The 20235-nt window shown below is 62.8% G+C and carries 19 protein-coding genes and 2 pseudogenes; 4 read left to right on the top strand and 17 right to left on the bottom strand.

Annotated features, from left to right (window positions below):
- Positions 1–31: 31 nt before the first annotated feature.
- On the bottom strand, positions 32–838 hold the full coding sequence (locus VOI21_RS22635) for a Crp/Fnr family transcriptional regulator (protein ID WP_323772234.1): 807 nt from the start codon (positions 836–838) through the stop codon (positions 32–34).
- 342 nt (positions 839–1180) lie between these two features.
- Here VOI21_RS22635 and VOI21_RS22630 point away from each other — a divergent pair, with 342 nt between their 5' ends.
- Both VOI21_RS22630 and VOI21_RS22625 read left to right on the top strand, forming a co-directional pair.
- Entirely contained in the window at positions 1181–1879 is a 699-nt protein-coding gene (locus VOI21_RS22630; protein WP_323772233.1) for a Crp/Fnr family transcriptional regulator, read from the top strand.
- A 223-nt stretch (positions 1880–2102) separates the two neighbouring features.
- Positions 2103–3023 (top strand): N-carbamoyl-D-amino-acid hydrolase, encoded by a 921-nt coding sequence (locus VOI21_RS22625; RefSeq protein ID WP_323772232.1) that lies wholly within the window; start codon positions 2103–2105, stop codon positions 3021–3023.
- On the opposite strand, the gene VOI21_RS22620 is transcribed toward VOI21_RS22625, so the two are convergent.
- The 14 genes from VOI21_RS22620 to hydA all read right to left on the bottom strand — a co-directional run bounded on the left by VOI21_RS22620 (position 3020) and on the right by hydA (position 17540).
- Positions 3020–3484 carry a RidA family protein gene (locus VOI21_RS22620; RefSeq protein WP_323772231.1) on the bottom strand — a complete coding sequence of 155 codons (465 nt, stop codon included), beginning with the start codon at positions 3482–3484 and terminating at the stop codon, positions 3020–3022. The genes VOI21_RS22625 and VOI21_RS22620 overlap by 4 nt on opposite strands.
- A complete protein-coding gene (locus VOI21_RS22615) occupies positions 3481–4653 on the bottom strand; it encodes an amidase (protein WP_323772230.1) in 1173 nt (390 codons plus the stop codon). Before VOI21_RS22615 ends, VOI21_RS22620 begins: the two co-directional genes overlap by 4 nt.
- Positions 4654–4657: 4 nt before the next feature.
- Positions 4658–5635, bottom strand: a complete 978-nt coding sequence (locus tag VOI21_RS22610; RefSeq protein WP_323772229.1) for an ABC transporter ATP-binding protein — start codon at positions 5633–5635, stop codon at positions 4658–4660.
- Positions 5632–6681 (bottom strand): ABC transporter ATP-binding protein, encoded by a 1050-nt coding sequence (locus VOI21_RS22605; protein ID WP_323772228.1) that lies wholly within the window; start codon positions 6679–6681, stop codon positions 5632–5634. The genes VOI21_RS22610 and VOI21_RS22605 overlap by 4 nt, the downstream gene beginning before the upstream one ends.
- A complete protein-coding gene (locus VOI21_RS22600; protein ID WP_323772227.1) occupies positions 6668–7558 on the bottom strand; it encodes an ABC transporter permease in 891 nt (296 codons plus the stop codon). Before VOI21_RS22600 ends, VOI21_RS22605 begins: the two co-directional genes overlap by 14 nt.
- Before the next feature lie 3 nt (positions 7559–7561).
- Entirely contained in the window at positions 7562–8515 is a 954-nt protein-coding gene (locus tag VOI21_RS22595; RefSeq protein ID WP_323772226.1) for an ABC transporter permease, read from the bottom strand.
- 58 nt (positions 8516–8573) lie between these two features.
- A complete protein-coding gene (locus tag VOI21_RS22590; protein ID WP_323772225.1) occupies positions 8574–10175 on the bottom strand; it encodes an ABC transporter substrate-binding protein in 1602 nt (533 codons plus the stop codon).
- Between the two features lie 197 nt (positions 10176–10372).
- The gene (locus VOI21_RS22585; RefSeq protein WP_323772224.1) at positions 10373–11014 is read right to left on the bottom strand and encodes an aspartate/glutamate racemase family protein; all 642 of its coding nucleotides are present in this window, start codon (positions 11012–11014) and stop codon (positions 10373–10375) included.
- Entirely contained in the window at positions 11011–12318 is a 1308-nt protein-coding gene (locus tag VOI21_RS22580; protein WP_323772272.1) for an amidase, read from the bottom strand. Before VOI21_RS22580 ends, VOI21_RS22585 begins: the two co-directional genes overlap by 4 nt.
- A 20-nt stretch (positions 12319–12338) precedes the next feature.
- The gene (locus VOI21_RS22575; RefSeq protein ID WP_323772223.1) at positions 12339–13640 is read right to left on the bottom strand and encodes a TRAP transporter large permease; all 1302 of its coding nucleotides are present in this window, start codon (positions 13638–13640) and stop codon (positions 12339–12341) included.
- Between the two features lies 1 nt (position 13641).
- Positions 13642–14196 (bottom strand): TRAP transporter small permease, encoded by a 555-nt coding sequence (locus tag VOI21_RS22570; RefSeq protein WP_323772222.1) that lies wholly within the window; start codon positions 14194–14196, stop codon positions 13642–13644.
- A gap of 64 nt (positions 14197–14260) precedes the next feature.
- A complete protein-coding gene (locus tag VOI21_RS22565; protein WP_323772221.1) occupies positions 14261–15289 on the bottom strand; it encodes a TRAP transporter substrate-binding protein in 1029 nt (342 codons plus the stop codon).
- Entirely contained in the window at positions 15286–16086 is an 801-nt protein-coding gene (locus tag VOI21_RS22560; RefSeq protein WP_323772220.1) for an aspartate/glutamate racemase family protein, read from the bottom strand. The genes VOI21_RS22565 and VOI21_RS22560 overlap by 4 nt, the downstream gene beginning before the upstream one ends.
- On the bottom strand, positions 16083–17540 hold the full coding sequence (hydA, locus tag VOI21_RS22555) for a dihydropyrimidinase (protein WP_323772271.1): 1458 nt from the start codon (positions 17538–17540) through the stop codon (positions 16083–16085). Before hydA ends, VOI21_RS22560 begins: the two co-directional genes overlap by 4 nt.
- A 61-nt stretch (positions 17541–17601) precedes the next feature.
- Between hydA and VOI21_RS22550 the strand changes: the two genes are divergently transcribed.
- Entirely contained in the window at positions 17602–18531 is a 930-nt protein-coding gene (locus VOI21_RS22550; RefSeq protein WP_323772219.1) for a LysR family transcriptional regulator, read from the top strand.
- Here the strand turns inward: VOI21_RS22550 and VOI21_RS22545 are convergent.
- Positions 18506–19228, bottom strand: coding sequence for a hydratase (locus tag VOI21_RS22545; protein WP_323772218.1), 723 nt, complete (start codon positions 19226–19228; stop codon positions 18506–18508). The genes VOI21_RS22550 and VOI21_RS22545 overlap by 26 nt on opposite strands.
- A gap of 216 nt (positions 19229–19444) precedes the next feature.
- Between VOI21_RS22545 and VOI21_RS22540 the strand changes: the two are divergent.
- Positions 19445–19833 (top strand): annotated as a pseudogene (locus VOI21_RS22540) (transposase); the annotation flags it as partial.
- Positions 19834–19967: 134 nt separating this feature from the next.
- Here the strand turns inward: VOI21_RS22540 and VOI21_RS22535 are convergent.
- Positions 19968–20219 (bottom strand): annotated as a pseudogene (locus tag VOI21_RS22535) (integrase core domain-containing protein); the annotation flags it as partial.
- Between the last annotated feature and the right edge of the window lie 16 nt (positions 20220–20235).

The raw sequence follows: 20235 nt of genomic DNA, 5'->3' as shown, positions 1-20235 counted from the left end.
CAACCCTTGACGCTCAATGACGCAGATCAATTCACTCGGCGGCAAACCGTCCGCTGCCCTGCAGCGCCCTTGCGGCGTCGAGCATCCTCAGGCCCTGAGGCTCGCCCTCCAACCCGGCCAGACGCGCCAGCGCGACGATGTCGACAATGCGATAGCGTTGCGGCCCGTCAGGCGTCACCAGCCCCTTTTGCGACAACTCACCGAGCAAACGGCAGATCGTTTCAAGCGTGGTTCCCGTCAGATCGGCCCAGTCGCGCCGCGTCAGAACCATCGTGATCATGAGGCTGCCGTCCGGCTGCGGCTCGACCGGCATGAACTCGGTCGCGAACAGCAAAAAAGCCAGAATCCGTTCCCGGCTGGTCAGGGCCCCGCGCAGCCAGATCGCCTCTAGCTGACGTTCGTATTGGCGGGAGATATGTTGCAGTATTTCCTGCCTGAAATCCGGGTCTGCCCCAATTCTTCGTCGGATTTTTCCCGCATCGAACATACAGATTTCCACGTCGGTCACTGTCTCGACCGCGAAATCGGGTGGGCCAGTTTCCAGAAGACCCAACAAATCGCCGGGGCGCATGACCTCCAGCAGATTGCGCCTGCCATCGCTGTTGACACGAACGCGGCGCAAAATCCCTTGGCGTAGAATTCCGACAAACTCTGGGGCGACCCCTTCACCCACCACCGTTTCGTCCGGTCCAAAGGGGCGTACGCGCAAGGGCCCGTCTTCGTGCAACGTACCGTCGGACGTTGCATGGCAAAGGTCCTTGTAGACAAGGTTGCACCGCTGGCAAGGTTGCCCGACCGACCTCTGTGTCTGGTCCGTCTTGACGGCAGTCTTTGTCATGTTGGCCCCAAATCCGTTAGGTGAAACTGACATTTCACGGTTTCCCTCGGCCGACGGCACCGGACCGCCCGCGCCTATGTGATAGCAATGACAGAGCGTGACCACACACATGCAAAAAGTCGCACCTGATTGAGGAGGCAGCATCACCCCCTCCCCAGGGTTGACGAAGGAGCATGATTGCTGAACGTAGGTAGAGGATGTTCATTTCTGGGAGGGCAGCTTGCGAAGCTCCCCGGTAGCACGCGCGGAGATTTCGTTTCGCCAATACACTTTGAACCTATCACAGCCTCAGGCTGTTTGCTCGACCGGCTCACTCATGGGACTGTCCTGCCTCAGGACACGATGGAGACCTTGCGGAGCATCTGTACGCTACGCCGCTATTCGGCTGGGCAATCGATTGCCGATGCAGGCGAAGAACCCGGTTTTGTCGGCTGTGTGCAAACAGGTGTCCTGCGGATGCAGAAGACGTTGCAGGATGGACGACAGCATATCGTAGGCCTGTTGGTCGAAGGCGATATGTTCGGACGGGTGCTGGGTGGCCCTTTGGACGTCGCGATAGAGGCCGCGACCGATGCAGAGGTCTGCGCCTTTCGACGCGCGCCCTTCGAGGCACTGCTGGCGCAATCGCCGGAACTGGACCGCCTTGTCCTTCTGAGTATTCTGCATGAGCTTGACCGCGCCCGCGACTGGTTGATCATTCTGGGGTCGCCCCGCGTACGGGAACGGCTTGCCGGGTTTTTGCTGGTTCTTTGCACCAGGTTCGCCACCGTCGACCACCTGCTGCGCACAAGCAATGGCGCGTTGGACGTCAAGGTTCCGATCAACCGGACCGATCTGGCACATTTGCTGGGCACCCGTCCGGAATCCATCAGTCGCGCCTTTCACGCACTGGCCGATACGGGCTGCATTACAATTCGAAAGCCGGATCTGATCGGGATACAGGACCTTGAGGCGCTTGCCACCGAGGCGGGCGAGGATGAAATGATGGGACGTGCAACCCTCAAAACGCTGCTGACAAGCTTACAGACCCGCGTGAGTTAGCCCTGACCAGAGACCCGACTATGCTCTGACATTTCACGGACTCCGTCGGCTGATCGGCAAGCGGCGACCTGCACCGAACCAACGTACCCGCACCCGGCGAACGCCACATTCGCGGGCACAGGATGGCCCAGATGAGGCTGTTCCCCGCCAGGCCTTCGGATTTCCCGCGACAACCCTGTGCACTTCGGGTTCGTTGGCGGAAGACTTCCAAGAGGCGCAAGGCATGACGCAGACAACCGACCGCACATTCATCACCGCCGCCGCGCAGCTAGGCCCCATTGCCCGCGACGAACCGCGCGCAGAGGTGGTCGCAAGGCTGTGTGCCTTGATGCTGGACGCCCACCACCAAGGCGCGCGGGTCGTGGTGTTTCCGGAACTGGCGCTGACGACGTTTTTTCCGCGATGGTTCATGGAGGACCCCGCCGAAATCGACACCTGGTTCGAAACCGCCATGCCGAATCCCGAGGTGCAGCCGCTGTTCGACCTTGGACGTTCCCTGAACATCGCCTTTCACCTTGGCTATGCGGAAAAGACACCCGACGGGCATCATTTCAACACCGCGATCTTTGTCGAAGGCGGGCAGATCACCGGGAAATATCGTAAGATCCATCTGCCCGGACACGCCGACCTGCAAGACTGGCGACCCTTTCAGCACCTCGAAAAGCGGTATTTCGAAAAGGGAGATCTTGGCTTTCCTGTCTTTGACGGTCTGGACGGCAAGCTTGGCATGTGCATCTGCAACGACCGCCGCTGGCCCGAGACGTGGCGCATGCTGGGCCTTGGCGGCGCGGAAATGGTCATGCTGGGGTACAACACGCCGCTGCATTATCCGCCCGCGCCGGAACACGACCACTTGCAATATTTTCACAACGACTTGTCGTTGCAGGCCGGGGCCTATCAGAACGGGATGTGGGTGGTGGCAGCGGCCAAGGCGGGCCGGGAAGAGGGTTGTGACCTGATCGGCGGCTCTTGCATCGTGGCCCCCACCGGAGAAATCCTCGCGCGCGCCGCGACGGTCGCGGATGAGGTCATCACCGCACGTGTCGATCTGGACCGCTGCGCAGAGATCCGGCGCAACGTCTTTGACTTTGCTTTGCACCGGCAGCCCGGCGACTACGGTCTGCTGACCCGGACCGGGGGTTAATGCAGTTCCACCACCGCCTCGACCTCGACCAGCGCGAGTTCCGGCAGGGATGAGACATTGACGGCGGTGCGCGCGTGGCGCCCTGCCTCGCCATAGAGATCCATGAACAGTTGCGAGGCGCCGTTGACCACCGCGGGCCCCTTGCCGAAATCCGGGGTCGCGGCGACATAGCCGTTCAGCTTGACCACTTGCGCGACCGAGGACAGCGACCCGGTCACCGCCTTGATATTGTAAAGCAGGTTCAGCGCGCACAACTGCGCCGCTGCATAGCCCTCTTCAAGGTCAGAGGTGGGCGTCATCGGGCCAAAGTACTTCGGCACGCCTTCCCATTCGCAAATATGACCGGACAGGAACAGGGTCTTGCCAGTGATCTTGCCATGCAGGTACAGCGCCCGTGACGGGGCCGAGGGCGGCAGGGCAAGGCCCATAGCGGCCAGTTTCTCTTCGATGGCGCAGGTCATGCGACGTCCTTTTGCAGTTTGATGGCAAGGCGGATCAGGGACAGGTCCGATCCGCGTGGCCCGATCAGTGACAGCCCGTAAGGCGCGCCGTCGACCTTTCCCGCTGGAAAGACGACCTGCGGCAGGCCCGCCAGACCAGCCACACAAAGCAGCTTTTGCGAGATATAGCGGTAGCTGTCGAACACCTCTACCGGCGCATCAAAGCGGAACGGCGCGTCATGCACGACCGGGGCAAGGATCACCCCATCGGTCCCAAGCAGCCCCTGAACATGCGCGGCAAACGCGGCGCGTGCCTTGCGGGCGGGGGCAATCTCGGCCTCGGTCAGCGCCTCGGCAGCGGCGGCGCGGCCTTCGATCCCGCGCACCAGCGGCATCCCGGATTGGCGGATATAGGGCACGATATGCCCTTTGGCGTCCGCCCCCATGGTGGTCAGGAACGCCTGATAGGCGGCCTCGATCCCATCTGGGTATAGTCCGTCCAGCGGCGTAGACTCCAGCCCGGCAAACCCGGCTTCACAGACAGCGCGCTGGTCCGCGCCCAGATAATCCATCATCTCGACCGGCCACAGCAGACGGGGGTTATCTTGCAAAGGCACATCGTCTGCTTGCAGCACCGAATGCGCCCGCAGCAGCGTGTCCCCGTCGCGCGCAAAAAGCCCGCAGGTGTCATAGCTGGGCGCCAGCGCCATAACGCCGTCCAGTGAGATCCGCCCATGCGTCGGACGCATTCCCCAGATACCGCAGAAACTGGCCGGGGCGCGCACCGAGCCACCGGTGTCCGACCCGATGGCAATATCCACAAGCCCGCCTGCCACTGCCGCCGCCGACCCAGAGGAGGACCCGCCGGTGATCCGTCCGGGCGCGGCAGGGTTCTGCACATATCCAAAATGCGCGTTCATCCCGTACATCGACCAAGCCAGCTCATCCGTGTGCGTTTTGCCCACGAACGCGGCCCCCGCGTCCAGCAGCGCCTGCGCGGCGGGGCACGTCACGTCCTTGACCTCAGACATGGCCAGTGCCAGCGGGTTACCGTTGCCAGTGCGATAACCCACGACGTCATAGATGTCTTTGACCGCTAGCGTCAGGCCGCTAAGGGAACCCGCGCCATTTGCCACCGCCACGGGTGGATAGGGCATAAAACAATGATAGGGGTCTTTGTCGATCAGCATCGGCTCACTCGGCGGCTATGGGTTGGGAGGCGCGCAGGCAGGCCACGCGGCGGCGGTCGCCGGGGGCCAGCGTCGGCGGCAGGTCGGCGCGGCACTCGGGCATCGCCACCGGACAGCGCGGCGCAAAGGGACAACTGTCTGGCCGCACCTCCAGCGCGGGCGGCGCGCCGGGGATGGCGGACAGCCGTTCGCCCCGCGCCACGTCATGCAGGTTCGCGGCCAACAGCCCTTGGGTATAGGGGTGGCGGGCGTCTCGGATGATCTCATGCGTGGTACCCTCTTCGATGATCTGGCCCGCGTACATCACGGCGATCCGTTCAGAGATTTCGACGGCTACGCCAATGTCATGGGTGACAAAGATCACGCCCATGCCAAACTCTTTCTGCAACTCGCGCAGCAGCAGCAGGATCTGGATTTGCACTGTCGCATCCAGCGCGGTGGTCGGCTCATCCGCCAACAACAGGCGCGGACGACAGGCCAGCGCCAGCGCGATCATCACCCGCTGTCGCATCCCGCCAGACAGTTCATGCGGGTAGTTGTGCAGGCGGCGATTGGCAGACGGAATGCGCACCCGGTCCAGCATGTCCAGCGCAACCGACATGGCGTTGGCCTTGTCGACGCCTTTGTGGCGCATGACAGATTCCGCGATCTGGTGGCCGACCGTATAGACCGGGTCCAGCGCCAGCGCCGGTTCCTGAAACACCATCGACACCTCGCCACCGCGATAGCGTTGCAATGCCTTACCCCGCAGCGACATGATGTCGGTGCCGTTGACATGGATTGACCCGTCGATCTGCGACCGCTTCGGCGGCAGCAGCCCCAAAAGGGTCTTCAACGTCACCGATTTGCCCGATCCGCTTTCGCCCAGCAGCGCCAGCGTTTCTCCCTGTCCCATCGACAGCGACACGTCGTTGATCGCATGAACCGTGCGTTTACCGGTGAAGCGCACGTTGAGGTTCTTCATCTCCAGCAGCTTGGTCATTCTGGCACCCCCTGCCCCGCCTTGGGATGCCCGGACTGCGCATCATGCAGATGACAGGCCACCATGTGATCGCCGTTGCGCGCCAGCCCTGAAAGTTTCGGCACGGCCGTCTTGCAGATATCCGACGCAAAGCGGCAGCGCGTATGAAACCGACAGCCTGAGGGCGGATTGATCGGGTTCGGCGGGTCTCCCGCCAGCGGCGGCTCCTTGGTCCGGTTGTCCGGGTCCATCGACGGCATCGCCGAAAACAAGGAGCGCGTGTAGGGATGCGCCTGCTCTTGCCAGATGCTGTCTACCGGCGCGACCTCGACCACTTCCCCCAGGTACATGACCAGAATCCGGTCCGAGATATAGCGCACTACGTTCAGGTCGTGGCTGATAAAGACGTAGGTCAGCCCGAACTCCTTGCGCAGGTCACTCAGCAGGTTGAGCACCTGCGCCTCGACCGATTTGTCCAGCGCCGACACCGCCTCATCCAGCACCACCAGACGCGGCGACATGGCCAGCGCGCGGGCGATGTTCACCCGCTGCCGTTGTCCGCCGGACAGTTCATGTGGATAGCGATGGGCAAAGCGGTCTGGGTCCAGCCCCACCCGGTCCATCATCTTACGGGCCAGATCCTCTGGGTTGTCCAGCCCCTGCACCTTGGCGCCAAAGGCCACGGAGTCGAGGATCGTCAAGCGCGGGTTCAGCGTGGCATAGCTGTCTTGGAACACCATCTGCACGCCTCGGCGCAGATCCTTCAGCGACAGGCGTTCCCCCAGCGCGTGACCGTCAAAGACAATCTCGCCCTTGTCCTTTTCCACGAGACCAATCAGCAGTTTGGCGGTGGTGGACTTGCCGCAGCCGGATTCGCCCACGATGCCTAGCGTCTCGCCCTTTTTGACCTCAAAGGACACGCCGTCGACCGCCTGCACCTTGGCCTGCGTGCGGCCAAGGATGCCGCCCCGAACGGGAAAGTATTTCTGCAAGCCGGTCACGCGGATCAGCGGTTGCGCCGGGCCACCGGTGTCCGGAGTCGGCTGGTAGGTGTCAGTCACGGACATTCATGGCACTCCTCAGACCATCGCTCAGCAGGTTCAGGCAGAGCGAGGTAACAAAGATCATCACACCGGGCAGCGCCGACAGCCACGGGTTGACGTAGATGACGGATCGCAGCGTGTTCAGCATCAGGCCCCATTCCGGTTCCGGCGGGCGCACCCCGATGCCAAGGAACGACAAACCAGCCGCAAGGATCATGCAGACCGATGTCAGCGAGGTGGCATAGACAAAGATAGGCGACAGCACGTTGCCGATCACATGCACCCGGATCACAGTCCACGCGCTTGCACCCGTGGCGCGGGCGGCGTCGATGTAATCCAGCTTGCGGACGCCGGACGTCACCGCCTCGGCCACGCGGGTGATCGGCGGGATAAAGACGATGGTCAGCGACACGAGGCTGTTGACGATCCCCGCCCCCAGCGCGCCCGAAATGGCGATAGCCAGCAGCACGGACGGAAAGGCAAAGAATACATCAATCGTGCGCATGATGATGGTGTTAGTCAGGCCGCCGACATAGCCAGCGGTGATCCCAAGAATCGAACCCGCAAAAAAGGCGATGACCACCGGCATCAGCCCGATGAACAGCGTCAGCCGCCCGCCATAGATCAGCCGGGCCAGCATGTCGCGGCCCTGCTCATCGGTGCCCAGCGGATAGCCGGGCGCGCCGATCGGTTTCAGGCGGGCAATCATCGAGCCCTTGTAAGGATCGGCAAGCCCCAGCCAGGGCGCAAAAATCGCCGACAGGATCAGCGCAGCAATCACTGCAAGGCAGAACATCGTCAGCGGGTCGCGCACCAGTCGTGCGCCGACACCAGACCAGTAGCCTTTTGACTTCTCGACCTTGTCGGGGGTGGGGAGCGTGGTGGAGTCAGCCAGGGCCATACGTCACGTCCTCTGGATACGGGGGTCGATGGCGGCCTGCACCACATCGACGATCAGGTTCATCGCCACAAAGAACAGCGCAAGGATCAGGATGGTCCCCTGCAACAGCGGCAGGTCGCGCTGGAAGATGGCGTTCGACAGCAAAAAGCCGGAACCGGGCCAGTTGAAGACTGTCTCGATCAGGATCGAGCCACCCAGCAGATAGCCCAGTTGCAGCCCCATGACCGACAGCGCGGTGGCGGCGGCATTGCGGGCGACATGGCGCAGCACGTCGGCGCGGCTCATGCCCTTGGCGTAAAGCGCGTCCACGAAATCCTGGGACAGGATGTCCCCGGCCAGCGCCCGCACGGTGCGCGACACGATACCGATGGGCACCACGGCCAGCGTCACGGCAGGCAGGACGAGGTGGCGCATGTGCGCCCAGTCCCATGCCCAGCTTTGCGACCCCCCCGGCCCCGCGCCCATCGAGGGCAGCCAGCCAAGATTGACCGAAAAGATGATGACCAGAACGATGCCCAGCCAGTAGTTCGGCACCGACACCCCGGTGATCGACAGCGCCGTGACCGCGCGGTCGATCCATGTGTCGCGGAAATAGCCTGCCAGAAAGCCAAGGAAGATGCCGATTGGAAAAGCGATCACTGCGGCCGACGCCGCCAGCAGCAGCGAATTGTTTACCGCGCCAAAGACCTCGGCGGCGACGGGACGACCAGAAGCGATGGATTTGCCCATGTCGCCCTGAAACAGGTTTCCGATCCAAATGGCGTATTGCACGGGCAACGGTTTATCGAGGCCATAGGCGGCGCGCATGGCGGCCTGCTCCTCGGCCGTGGCGTCGATCGGCATGATGGCGGTCAACGGATCACCGGGGGCGATCTGGACCAGCAAGAAACAAATGACCGACACGCCAAAGGCGACGGGCAGGACCAGCAAGATGCGGCGGATGAGATAGCTGAGCACGGGGTTTGGCTTTCTGTTCCGGATGCCCCCGCCACAGGTTGCGGCGGGGGCGATTGACTTACTCGGCCATCGAGATGGAGGAGAAGTTCTGGTACCAGTTCTGCGCCTGAACAAAGCCTTCGACCTTGGGGCTCAGCGCACGCGGGGCGACGTCATGGGTGACAAAGAGGAACAGCGCCTCGTTGACGTATTTCTCATGCGTCTTCTGCAACACGGCGGTCTGTTCCACGGGGTCAAAGGTGGTCTTGATCTGCTCGAACAGGTCCTGCATTTCCGGGTCCTTGTAGTGGCCCCAGTTGGTGCCGTTCGGGGCGATCAGACCCTCGTCGAGGTGACGGATCAGACCGGTGAACGGGTCCTGGATAAAGTAGGTAAAGTTGATCGACTGCGCGCCATCCACGGCCTCGTCCGCCGCACCTGCACGCCACAGGTTGATCATCTGGTTCCATTCCACGACCATGAAGTCTACGTCGATCCAGACCTCGGCAAGGCTCTGCTGGACGTATTCATTCATCGGCAGCGGCAGCATCTGACCGGACCCCGACGGAGAGATCAGCGCCTTGACCGTCAGGCGATTGTCGGGGCCGTAACCTGCCTCTGACATCAGCGCTTTGGCCGCCTCCAGATCATAGGACGGGTCAAACGTCGGGGTGCCGAACCACTGCGACGACGGCGGCAAGAAGCCTTTGGCCGGAACCATCAGGTCCCCCAGCAGCGGCATCATGCTTTCACGGTCGATCGCCATGTTGGCGGCCTTACGCACGCGGATGTCATTCCAGGGCGAACCTTCTAGACGCGACAGGTGCCATGTCCAGTTGTGCGGATAGGCGTTCGACGAGATGACAAAGCCGTTGCCGGTCATCGCCGGGATGGTGTCGGGCGCGGGCGCCTCGATCCAGTCGACCTGCCCCGACAGCAGTGCCGCGGCACGTGCGTTGGGTTCCGGCAGCGGGATCAGCACCATCTTGTCCAGCTTCGGGATGCGGGTTTCATCCCAGTAATCGGCGTTCGGCACCAGCTCGGCGCGCTCACGCGGGACAAAGGAGTCCAGCTTCCACGGACCGGTACCAGAGGGCGACATGGCGACCTTTTCCCAGTCCTTGTCCATGGCTTCCCAGTTGGCCTTGGAGGACATCAGAATCCACGCGAGCTGATAAGGCAGTGTCGCGTCCGGCACCTTGGTGGTGATGGTCAGCGTCAGGTCGTCCACCGCCTCATACGAGGCCACGGCGGGGATGCGGCTTTTGCCCTGCGCGGACTGGCGCGGGTCATATTGTTCGGACGTGTCGTCCAGCAGCTTGTCAAAGTTCCAGACGATCACTTCGGCGGTCAGAGGCGATCCGTCGTGGAACGTGACGCCCTCGCGCAGCGTGAAGGTCCATGTCAGTTCGTCCTCGCCCACAGACCATTCGGTCGCAAGGCCCGGGATCAGAACCGACGGTTTGTCGGCGCTGCTCAGGTCCCATTCGATGAGTGAATCATAGACCGTGTAGCCCATGAAACGCATGCCTTCGCCGCCTTGGTCAGTCTGGCCGGTGGTCAGCGGAATGTCGGCTGCGGTCATGCCGACGCGCAGCACGCCTTGGGCATTGGCCATCGTGGCACAGGACAGCGCCACCGCAGTCGCGATAGCCACCGCCCCTTTTAGAAATTTCGTCATGTATACCCCCTTGGGTTGCCAAGTCATTGTTTTATAGCCTCATTATCGGCCGATCTGACGCCAGCCCCGATTCATGAAACTGTGACCGTGGCACTCCCTGGCAGCCAGCGTGAACGCGGTTTTGCCTAGAAGGTTTTTTCTGCATTGCAGCGAATTGCTTAATTTTCGACCGGTTGGTTAGTTTTTTACGCCGCTTTCTACGGCGCCAAAACACCACTTTCGCCATCGCTCAACCCAAGGGTGTCGCGCATTTCGGCACAGGCTGCGCGAATCGGCGAAATCAGCGGCACCGGGCAAGTCGCGGACAGCCGCTCCGCAGCCTCCCCCAGCGGGCCGCCACCGATGATAACCACCTCTGCACCCTCATCTGCCGCCCGCAAGATCGCCGCACCAAGGGCCGCATCCAACTGCGCCGGTTGCGCCATCAAGGCGAGAGGATCGTCCGGAGACAGATAGCAGCCAAGGTAATCCCCCAAAGGCGTCATCATGTGGTCAATGGCCTCTGCCAGTCCCGGCGTCGTTGTCGCCACGGCAAAGCGCCGCCCGGCCGCCACCCGCGCCGAGGCCGCGCCGATCCCGATCACCGGGCAGGGCAACCGCGCAGCCAGCGCCGCGCGCCCCGGATCGCCAAAGGCCGACACGATGACACCTGCGACCCGCGGCAATTGCGCTTCGGCCACCTGTCGCCCCGCGGCCTCCAGCGCCGCCGCGTCGATGATCATCTGCGGACCTGTGGGGGCGGTCCAGCCAATGATCTCCGGCAGGATCTGGCGGGCGATGTTCAGCATCGCCTCTGTCGTTGCAGTATTGGCGTTGGGGTTCACCAACAGCACGCTCATGCGCCCTGCCCCGCGTCCAATGTCGCGGCAAGGCCCAGCAACAGTGGCTCGGCGCCCATGTCGCCGATCAGTTGCATCCCGACGGGCATTGCGCCCTCCCGCGCTGCCGGAAAGGCCAGCGCCGGCAGGCCCGCCGCGTTGACCCAGCCGGTATAGACCGCGTGGCCCCGTGGACCGACAGGCAGACCGTCAATCATCGGCGGATAGGCCTGATCCGCAGGCCACGGCATCGCCGCCGCCGTTGGCATCAGCACCGCGTCATACCCCCATAGGCCGCGCACCGCCTCACGCAGGGCAAAGATGCGTATCATGGCCTCATACAGATCGACCGCGCTGGCTGCTTTGCCCGCTCGCGCCATTGCACGGTACTTTTCGGCAGCGCTGTCCAGAACCGCAGGGTCATTGCGGCCCAGATGCGCCAGCCCGATCTCGGCGATGCCCGACCAGACCGCGTTCAGGGGCCCCAGATCGACGGGCAAGACGCCCTCGACCACCTCATGCCCCAAAGCGCGCAGTTGTTTGACCGTCGCGGCGAAGCTGTCGCGGATCAGTGGATCACAAGGCGCGTCGCCCAGCAGCCCGATTGCAAGGATGCGGCATGTCCTCGGCGGTTTGGCGTCCTGCCCCGATAGCACCCGGTGAAACAGCGCCAGATCGCGGGCGGATCGCGTGATTGGCCCGACCGCCTCAAGATCCAACAACACCTGCGGCAGGCCGCCGCCGCGCCGCACCGTCCCGATCCCCGGTTTCAGCCCCCAAAGCCCGGTGTAGCCCGCCGGGCGGCGGATCGAGCCGCCGCCATCGGTCGCCAGACCTGCCATCGCCATGCCAGACGCCACCGCCGTCACGACGCCTCCGGACGAACCTCCGGGCGTCAGCGCCGGGTCCACGGGATGCCGTGTCGGGCCGAATGTGGCGTTGTCGGTGTAACCTTCAACCGCAAATTCCGGCGTGTTGCCCTTGCCAAGGATCACCGCCCCCGCCGCGCGCAGCGCCGCAACCGGCAACTCGTCCTGATCGACCACACGTCGAGCCAGTTCCGCGTTGCCCCATGCGGCGGGCATTCCGGCGGCACACAGGTTGTCCTTGATAATGACCGGGACCCCGTTCAGCGCGCCCGGCGTCCCACCTTCCCGAAGCGCCTGCGCGGCGGTCCGCGCCGCGTGCAGGGCGGTCCCGGACAGGGTACTGTAGGCGTTCAGCCTGCCGTCCTGCGCCGCGATCACGTCCAAATGGGCGCGCGTCACTTCGACCGGATCAGCGCGGCCCTCGGCATAGGCGGTCAGCAGCGCCGTCGCGTCCATCTTTGTCACAGAGGCATCCTTCATCGGCCTACCGCCTGCGGCAGCCATGTGACCACCTGCGGCCAGAAGATCAGCGCCGATGTAAAGAGCAGCATCAGTCCCGCATAGGGCACCGCCCCCGCCACCACGTCCGAAAACGGCCCGCGATCTCCGCGTACGCCTTGCACGACATACAGGTTCATGCCCACCGGCGGCGTGATCATGCCCAGTTCACACATCAACACGACGAAGATGCCGAACCAGATCGGGTCCACCCCCGCCTGCACCACGATGGGTACAAAGATCGGGATGGTCAGCACCTGCATCGACAGCACGTCCATGAACATGCCCAAGATCAGGTAGAACAGCATCAGCGCGAACAGCAGTTCGACCATGCTCAGCCCTTGCTGCGCCACCCATGCGGAAATCACGCCGGTAATTCCGCCCAGCGCCAGAGTCACGTTCAAGGTAAATGCCGCGACGATGATGAGCAGGATCATCCCCGTGGTCTTGGCGGTCTTGCGAAAGCAGATGTCGAGGAAACCCAAAGTCAGCTTGCCCTCCGCTGCGACAAACCCCAGCGCCACAATCACAGCCAAGGCAGCACTTTCGGTCGGTGTGGCAATGCCTAGATAGATCGAGCCCATGACGATCAGGAACACCACCGCTGCGGGCACCAGATGCCTCAGGGCGGCAATTTTCACCGACCACGGGATTACCACGTCATCATGCTTGTCCGTGTGGGTCAGGATGTCTTGCACCGCGATGAAGACCATGAACAGCATGGTCAGCAAGATCCCCGGCACCACGCCCGCAATGAATAATTGCCCAACAGAGACGCTGGCCAAGGACCCATAGACCAACAGGTTGACCGAAGGCGGAATGAGAATGCCCAAGGTGCCTCCCGCCGCCAGTGATCCTAATGACCGCGATGGCCGGTAGGCGCGTTCCTCCAGCGCAGGCAGCGCCACCGTGCCGACGGTTGCTGCGGTGGCAACAGACGACCCGGACGTGGCCGCAAACAAGGCGCAGCAGCCAATGTTGGTGTGCAGCAACCCACCCGGCAGCCGCCCCAGCCACAGGGCCAGCGCGCCATACATCCGGTCCGCCAGACCGGAGCGCAACAGCAATTCGCCCAGCAGGATGAACAGCGGGATCGCGGTCAGGACCGGCTCATTCGAGGTGCCCCAGATTACCGGACCCATGCTTTGCAGCAGCACCGGGCCATACAGGACCATGCCCCCGACCACGCCCATCGTGACCATGACGGAGGCCACCGGCAGCCCCATCAACAACAGGCCCATCATGATCGTAAACCCGATGGCGACGTCGAAAATGCTCATCTCAGCGGTCCTTCAACTGGGTCAGTTCTTCGCTCAACTCTTCCTCGGCAGAAGTTGGGTTGAACGCATCGGCCAGCGCCTTGTGCCGCCCGGTGAAGAACAAAATGCTTGCCTTTGCCAGCAGCACAAAGGACAGCAGGGCAAAGCCTGCCAAGCCGACATACCAAGCGGTCTGCGGCCAGATCAGGGGCGTCCGCCAAGGCGTTGCCGCAGTCGAGCCATAGGCCATCGTGTCCGAGATCACGAACCAGCCCACGTAAAGAAAGAACAGCCCCAGCACCGCCAGCGACAAGACCGCCAGCCAGTCCACCAGCGCCTGAAACCGCACGGGCATTCGGGCGTGCAGGACGTCGATGCGGATATGCGCGCGGTCGATCAGCGCAACGGAAAAACTCAGCGCCGCGCCAAGGGCCAGCACGTAGCCACCCAGTTCATCCGCGCCCTGTAGCGAGGTGTTGAACAGCTTGCGCAGCAAGGTTTCCAGAGCGACAAAACCGGACAGGAACAAAAGCGACCAACCGAACAGTCGGCTGATCCATGTGGCGAGGCTATCCATCGGGGGAATTCCTTGAATAAGGCACCCGAACCGCAGGGAGGAACGGTTCGGGCGCAGGTCTGGCTTACATGCTGTCCTTGGCCGTCACGGCCTTGGTCCACGCATCAGAACAGCCCGGATTGGTGGCGTCGCAGACCTCGGCCCATGCCGGGAAAGACACGTTTGGAACGGCGGTGCCGACCAGATCCTTATCGGCGTCTGTGGGCGCGACCAGCACAAGGTCATATTTGGTGCCGGTCTCGCAGGGCTCTGTGCCGGTGTTGCAGTTTACCGCATCAACAAACAGCTCTTCGGAATAGGCCCAGATCTTGTCTGTCAGCATGTCGAACCCGGCCTGCAGTTTCTCTTGCTCTTCCGGCGACAGCTTGTTCCAGGTGTCCAGATTGATGCCATAGCCGTTCATCGCCAGTTGGAACGCAATCGGCAGGGTGTAGGAGGTCACTTCGGGCCAGCCAGCAGAATTGGCCGACGACGGGCCGGTGATGGCGCAATCCACCACGCCGCGCGCCAGCGATTGCTGCACCTCAGGGAAACCGATTGGCACCGGCGTGCCGCCGACCAGCGACACGAATTCGGCAAGGTTCTGATCATAGACCCGCACCTTCAGCCCCTTGAGGTCTGCCAGCGACCCAATCTCCGGCTCACAGAACAGGACCTGTGGACCAAAGGGCCAGACGCCCAGCAGTTTGGTGTTGAACCGCTCTTGCAGGCGCGCGTCGACGATCGGGGCAAAGGCCTTTACCGTGTCGCGGCCCGTGGCGTAGTCGGGGTTCAGACCCACCAGATCAAGGCCAAGGATGGTCGGCTCATCCCGCGACACTTGGGACAGGCGCAGCGACACGATGTCGAACAACCCGCCCTTGAGGATGCGCAACTGTTCGGTGTCCTTGATGCCGGTCACGTCGACGGGCTGATAGTCGGCGCTGAAGCCCTCCAGCCCCGTCTCCGCGGCGAAGTTCTCAAAAAACGGCTGCTCGATATTCTTCTGGATCAGGCCGGTGGCGACCGGCTGGCCCATGACGCGGAACGTCTCGGCCCCGGCGGGAATGGCAAGCGCTGTCAGCACCGCCGCGCAGGCAAGTGTACGGATCATGTCGATGTTCCTTTGGTTTCGGAAAGGGAAGTCGTGAGTGGTGGTAGGCCAAGGGCGGCGATCGTCTGAAAGACGCCCCCCCAGCCAGTGACCCGCGCAGGATCAAGTCCGATCTGCGACAGGCAATGCGCCGCCGTGACGGCGACGGAATCGAGCACCGGGATGCCGGTGGCGTCTTCGATGCGGGCAGCCTCTGGCGCGCCACGGAAATTGGTGCAGACAATTGCGATGGCGTCGGGCTTGGCCTCTGCCACACGGTCGATCATCGCGCCCACTTGGGCGGGCGAATAGGTGGCAAAGCTATAGTTGCCCTTGTCGTTCAGACGCTCTGCGCTGACGACCTCGATCCCTTGCGCCGCGTAGTTTGCAATCATCCGGGTTTCGATGTCTGCGATATAGGGCGTGACCACACCCAGCCGTTTGACACCCATGCCCCGCAGCAGCGCGTCATAAGCAAGGATGGTAGAGGTCGCGGGCACGCCGGTCCGTTCGGTGATTGCCGCGCACAGCGCGCGATCCTTTTCCAGACCCAGCCAAGAGGCAGACGTACCGTTCCATGCGATCAGGTGCGGGTGCGCCTCGGCCAGCCTTTCGGCGGCCTCCAGGATGGGCTCCAGCGTGAACTGCGCCTGACTGGCATCAGACATGGAAATCTCGACCACCCGAAAGCGCCCGAAATGCGCGCTGGCCGCCTCACCGAATTGGGCGAACATGGCGCTGGTGTAGGGCTCCAGCACGGTGTTGGAACTGGGCGTCAGCATTCCGACGCGGCGAGGATCAACGGCTGGATAGCTCATGCCGACACCTTTTCGCGCGCAACATGCCGCCCCAAGGGCACGCCCTCCGGCGCGCCGTTCTGCATGACCGTCTGCCCGCGCAAAAGCGTGTGAACGGGCCAACCTGTGACCTCGAACCCCTCCCAAGGGGTGTAGTCCGCGCCGTGGTGCAGATCGTCCTGACAAATCGCCTTTGTCAGCGAGGGGTCCCACAGCACGATATCCGCGTCTTTCCCCACCATAATCGCCCCCTTGTCGGTCAGCCCGTAGATCCGGGCATGGTTCGTGGCGGTCAGTGCGGCAAAAGCCTCCAACGTGATCCGGCCCTTGCTGACACCTTCGGAGAACAGGATCGGCAAGCGTGTTTCCACACCCGGTATCCCGTTGGGAATGTTGCGGAACGATGCCCGCGCGCCGGGCGCATCCTTGCCCGCAGGATCGGCGAAACGGAACGGGCAGTGATCGGACGAAAAGACATCAAACGCCCCCTGCTCCAGCCCCGCCCAGATCGCAGCCTGTTCATCCGTGTCGCGCGGCGGAGGCGAGCAGACCCACTTGGCCCCCTCAAAGCCTGCCCGGTCCAGATCATCCGCCGTCAGCGTGATGTATTGCGGGCAGGTTTCGGCGTAGACCTTGACGCCGCGCTCTTTCGCGCGGCGGATTTCCTCCAGCGCGGCCCCGTTCGACACATGCACGATCATCAGCGGCACGCCCGCCACCTCGGCCAGTGTGGTGGCCCGGTGCGTCGCCTCTCGTTCGACCGGCACGGGGCGAGAGCGGGCATGGAACACAGGCGCAGTGTCCCCTGCCCTTTCCGCCTTGTCGCGCAGAAACTCGATGGCGTCTTCGTTTTCGGCGTGAACCAGCGTCAGCGCGCCTTGCTCTTTCGCCACGTCCATCACCCGCAGGATTTCCGCATCGTTCAGGCGCATCCCCTCATAGGTCATGAACACCTTGAAGCTGGTCAGCCCCAGCGCGATCAACGCTGGCAGATCTTGCCCCAACGTGACCGGATCAGCGCTTTTGACGATCAGGTGGCAGGAAATATCGGTCAGGCACTGGCCCTCGGCCTGCGCCAGATACGCGTTGGTGGCGTCACGCAGGCTTTGATCCCCATCGGGCAGGACAAAGGGCATCACCAGCGTATTGCCACCGCAGGCGGCGGCACGCGTGGCGCTGGCGAAATCATCCGCCATCTCGATCCCGGGCCCCGAGGGTTGGGCGATATGCACATGGCTGTCGATCCCGCCGGGCATGGCGATCAGCCCCGTCGCGTCGATGACCCTGTCGCCCTGCAATCCGGTGCCCAGTGTCGCAATGCGCCCATCCCGGATGCCAATGTCGCAAAGTGCTGTACCGGCAGGTGTCACCACCTGTGCGCCGGTTATCACCGTGTCATGTCCCGAATGTTCGCTCTGCATGGCCACCGTTCCTGTCGCGTTTAACCAAACGGTAGCGAGGCTTTCGATTGCCATCCATGTCAAAATAGGCAAGGATGCATTCGCAAAATTAGTACGCAGTCGAGGACGATCCTGCATGAAATTTCACCTCGTTCCGCGCCAATTGCTGTATGTCGAGGCGGTCGCGGAACATGGTTCGATCCAAGCCGCCTCGCGCGCACTGGGAATCGCCGCTTCGGCCATCGACCGACAGGTCAAGTCGCTGGAAGAGGCCAATGGCGCGCCCCTGTTCGAACGTCTTCCACGCGGGATGCGGCCAACGGCAGCCGGGGAATCGGTGATCGTGATGGCGCGGCGTTGGCGCGCCGATGCCGACCGGTTGGAAACCGATCTGCTGGAGATGCGCGGCAAGGAACACGGCAGCGTGCGCTTGGCGGGCATGGACAGCCTGTGCAACGGCGTCCTGCTGGACCTGCACAGGGAACTGCGCGCCAACCAGCCCAACCTGCGCCTCTCGCTAGAGGTGCTGGCTCCGACAGAGGCGCTGCGCGCGCTGGAGGACGGCACCGTCGACGTGGCCATGACCTTTAACGCGCCGCCCATGCGCCATCAGCATGTGCTGTGGCAACGCAAGCTGCGGCTGGGCTGCATCGTGGCGCCGGATCACCCACTGGCAGACGCCGACCGGCTGTCACTGAGCGACGTGGACGGGATTGCGCTGGTGTCGCAAAGCGCGCTGATGCCAACGCGGCAATATCTGGACAACCGCCATGCGTGGTTCTTTACCGCCAACCACCCGGTGCTGACGTCGAACTCGATCCAGCTATTGAAACAGGCGCTGGCACAGGGCGACGTGGCGATGATCACCTCGGAGCTGGACGTGCTGCCGGAACTCCGGGACGGCAGTCTGTGTTTCCTGCCGTTGAAAGAGGCCGGGTTGGCCTCTCCTACGATTTCCACGGTGATCGACGCCCGCCGCCCGCTGTCCCGCGCGGCGCGTGTCGTTGCCGAATACCTCAGCGCGCGAACAGAGGCCTTGCTCAGCGCGCAACCAGCCGCGCCATGATCTCTCCGAAACCGTCAACCTGCGCCTGAACGGTGCTGCCCGCCGGGAACCACGGCAGACCACACAGCGATCCGGTGATGATGTGTTGACCGGGCTGCAACCCGCCGCAGTGATCGCCGATATGGTCGAGAAAGAGTTGCAGATTACCAAGCGACGAACCGCCGGGCACGTCCGCCGCACCATCCAGAACGATCCGCCCTGCCCCGGTCATCCGCACCTGAAGCGTGCCGAAGTCCGACCCGTCCCAACCGTCCAGCACGGGGCCCAAAACCAGCCCATCGTTCAGCTGCATATCGGCCATCTTTTGCAACGGCCCCAAATCATCGCCTGCGAAACGCGTATCGACCAGTTCCATTACCAAACGCGGCCGGAAAAGCCGGTGCAGTGGAAGGTCCGCCAGAGGCCTTATCAGTTCAAAGGCGATTTCCAGTTCGACACCGGCCATGTCGGGTGACGGTATCTCTGCGCCGCTATCAAAAACGCGGAACGTGGGAATCGGCGCCAACATAGGCGGTCCATCGGGCAGTGTGCCAACCTTGAAACCGGCAACATCACCCAACGACGACTGGATCGTGGTCTGGATTGCCAGCGCCTCTGCGTAGGTGGGACAGTCCGCAGGCGGCGTGACCGGCGTGCCAGCGGCGCGTGCGGTCAGCAGGGCTTGTGAAAAGGCAGCGATCACTTCAGGGCGCATCATAGGGTCCTTTGCAACGCGGGCCATGCCCGCCGTCGAAGTCCTACAGATTGCCCGGAGAGAGGTCTAGCCGGACGGGTAACTGTGGGTAAATCCCGGCCCGCGATGGCTCTTGGCATCCCGTGGATCTGATTGTGTAACCGCACCCCGACGGTATCAACGTGCCAAGGTGGACCTGCAACGATCCATACAGGAGAGCGGTTATGTCATCAAAGCCGTCAGGGACGCCCACTAAACTTGTTCGTCTCTGCTGGACAAGTCAGTGATTTCATCGGCGCACGAGCGCTGCTTAGCGACCTGCCAAACGTCAAATACCTGCTTGGCGACCGAGGCTACGACAATGACTGGTGCTGGGTCCGTTCTCAGTGATATCCAACAGTGCAGGGAAGCGTTGCTTTCGACCGGGGATACGCGTTTGCATCCCCGGTCGAAAGCAACGCAAGAGCCCCGCCAAATATGACAAGCGCCGAACCAAACGGCGCAACCAGATTGAGATCATGTTTGGACGGCCCAAGGATTGGCAACCGGTGGCAACACGCAACGACCGCTGCCCAAAGGCCTTCCTCTCAGTAATCGCTCTCGCTGCAACCGTCATTTATTGGTTATGAGTCCCGACCCTAGGGACTCGCGGGGGGCTGGTCAGCTGCTCTCGTCGACGAAGTCAGCCATCATCTTTATAACTGACCCCAAATCCTTTTGCAGATCATCAAACCTGACCTGCTCCCCTCGGAGTCCGCGTTTCTTAGTTCGCTCTGTTCAGGGTTTGGTCCTCTACTGACCGTTGGTGATACTCCCATGGGGTGAGCCCGTCGAGGCTCGTGTGGGGGCGATGGTGATTGTAGTCGTCGCGCCAGGCCGAGATAAGCTCCCGGGCGTGGCGCAGGTTGGCGAACAAGTGCTCGTTGAGGCACTCGTCGCGCAGGCGGCCATTGAAGCTCTCGACGAAGCCGTTCTGCATGGGCTTTCCTGGCGCGATGTAATGCCACTCGAAACGGCTTTTCCGCATCGTC

Source organism: Antarctobacter sp. (genome assembly GCF_034670325.1).
Taxonomy (GTDB): Bacteria; Pseudomonadota; Alphaproteobacteria; order Rhodobacterales; family Rhodobacteraceae; genus Antarctobacter.
Note: the sequence above shows the minus strand (reverse complement) of the source record. Positions and strands in the feature narration are given on the sequence as shown.

Coding starts and splice junctions, on each gene's coding strand:
- VOI21_RS22565 (WP_323772221.1), bottom strand. CDS start 15,289: ATGATCCGTACACTTGCCTGCGCGGCGGTGCTGACAGCGCTTGCCATT.
- VOI21_RS22575 (WP_323772223.1), bottom strand. CDS start 13,640: ATGAGCATTTTCGACGTCGCCATCGGGTTTACGATCATGATGGGCCTG.
- VOI21_RS22545 (WP_323772218.1), bottom strand. CDS start 19,228: ATGATGCGCCCTGAAGTGATCGCTGCCTTTTCACAAGCCCTGCTGACC.
- VOI21_RS22550 (WP_323772219.1), top strand. CDS start 17,602: ATGAAATTTCACCTCGTTCCGCGCCAATTGCTGTATGTCGAGGCGGTC.
- VOI21_RS22600 (WP_323772227.1), bottom strand. CDS start 7,558: ATGGCCCTGGCTGACTCCACCACGCTCCCCACCCCCGACAAGGTCGAG.
- VOI21_RS22580 (WP_323772272.1), bottom strand. CDS start 12,318: ATGGACGCGACGGCGCTGCTGACCGCCTATGCCGAGGGCCGCGCTGAT.
- VOI21_RS22590 (WP_323772225.1), bottom strand. CDS start 10,175: ATGACGAAATTTCTAAAAGGGGCGGTGGCTATCGCGACTGCGGTGGCG.
- VOI21_RS22560 (WP_323772220.1), bottom strand. CDS start 16,086: ATGAGCTATCCAGCCGTTGATCCTCGCCGCGTCGGAATGCTGACGCCC.
- VOI21_RS22615 (WP_323772230.1), bottom strand. CDS start 4,653: ATGCTGATCGACAAAGACCCCTATCATTGTTTTATGCCCTATCCACCC.
- VOI21_RS22625 (WP_323772232.1), top strand. CDS start 2,103: ATGACGCAGACAACCGACCGCACATTCATCACCGCCGCCGCGCAGCTA.
- hydA (WP_323772271.1), bottom strand. CDS start 17,540: ATGGCAATCGAAAGCCTCGCTACCGTTTGGTTAAACGCGACAGGAACG.
- VOI21_RS22610 (WP_323772229.1), bottom strand. CDS start 5,635: ATGACCAAGCTGCTGGAGATGAAGAACCTCAACGTGCGCTTCACCGGT.
- VOI21_RS22620 (WP_323772231.1), bottom strand. CDS start 3,484: ATGACCTGCGCCATCGAAGAGAAACTGGCCGCTATGGGCCTTGCCCTG.
- VOI21_RS22570 (WP_323772222.1), bottom strand. CDS start 14,196: ATGGATAGCCTCGCCACATGGATCAGCCGACTGTTCGGTTGGTCGCTT.
- VOI21_RS22630 (WP_323772233.1), top strand. CDS start 1,181: ATGGAGACCTTGCGGAGCATCTGTACGCTACGCCGCTATTCGGCTGGG.
- VOI21_RS22585 (WP_323772224.1), bottom strand. CDS start 11,014: ATGAGCGTGCTGTTGGTGAACCCCAACGCCAATACTGCAACGACAGAG.
- VOI21_RS22605 (WP_323772228.1), bottom strand. CDS start 6,681: ATGTCCGTGACTGACACCTACCAGCCGACTCCGGACACCGGTGGCCCG.
- VOI21_RS22635 (WP_323772234.1), bottom strand. CDS start 838: ATGACAAAGACTGCCGTCAAGACGGACCAGACACAGAGGTCGGTCGGG.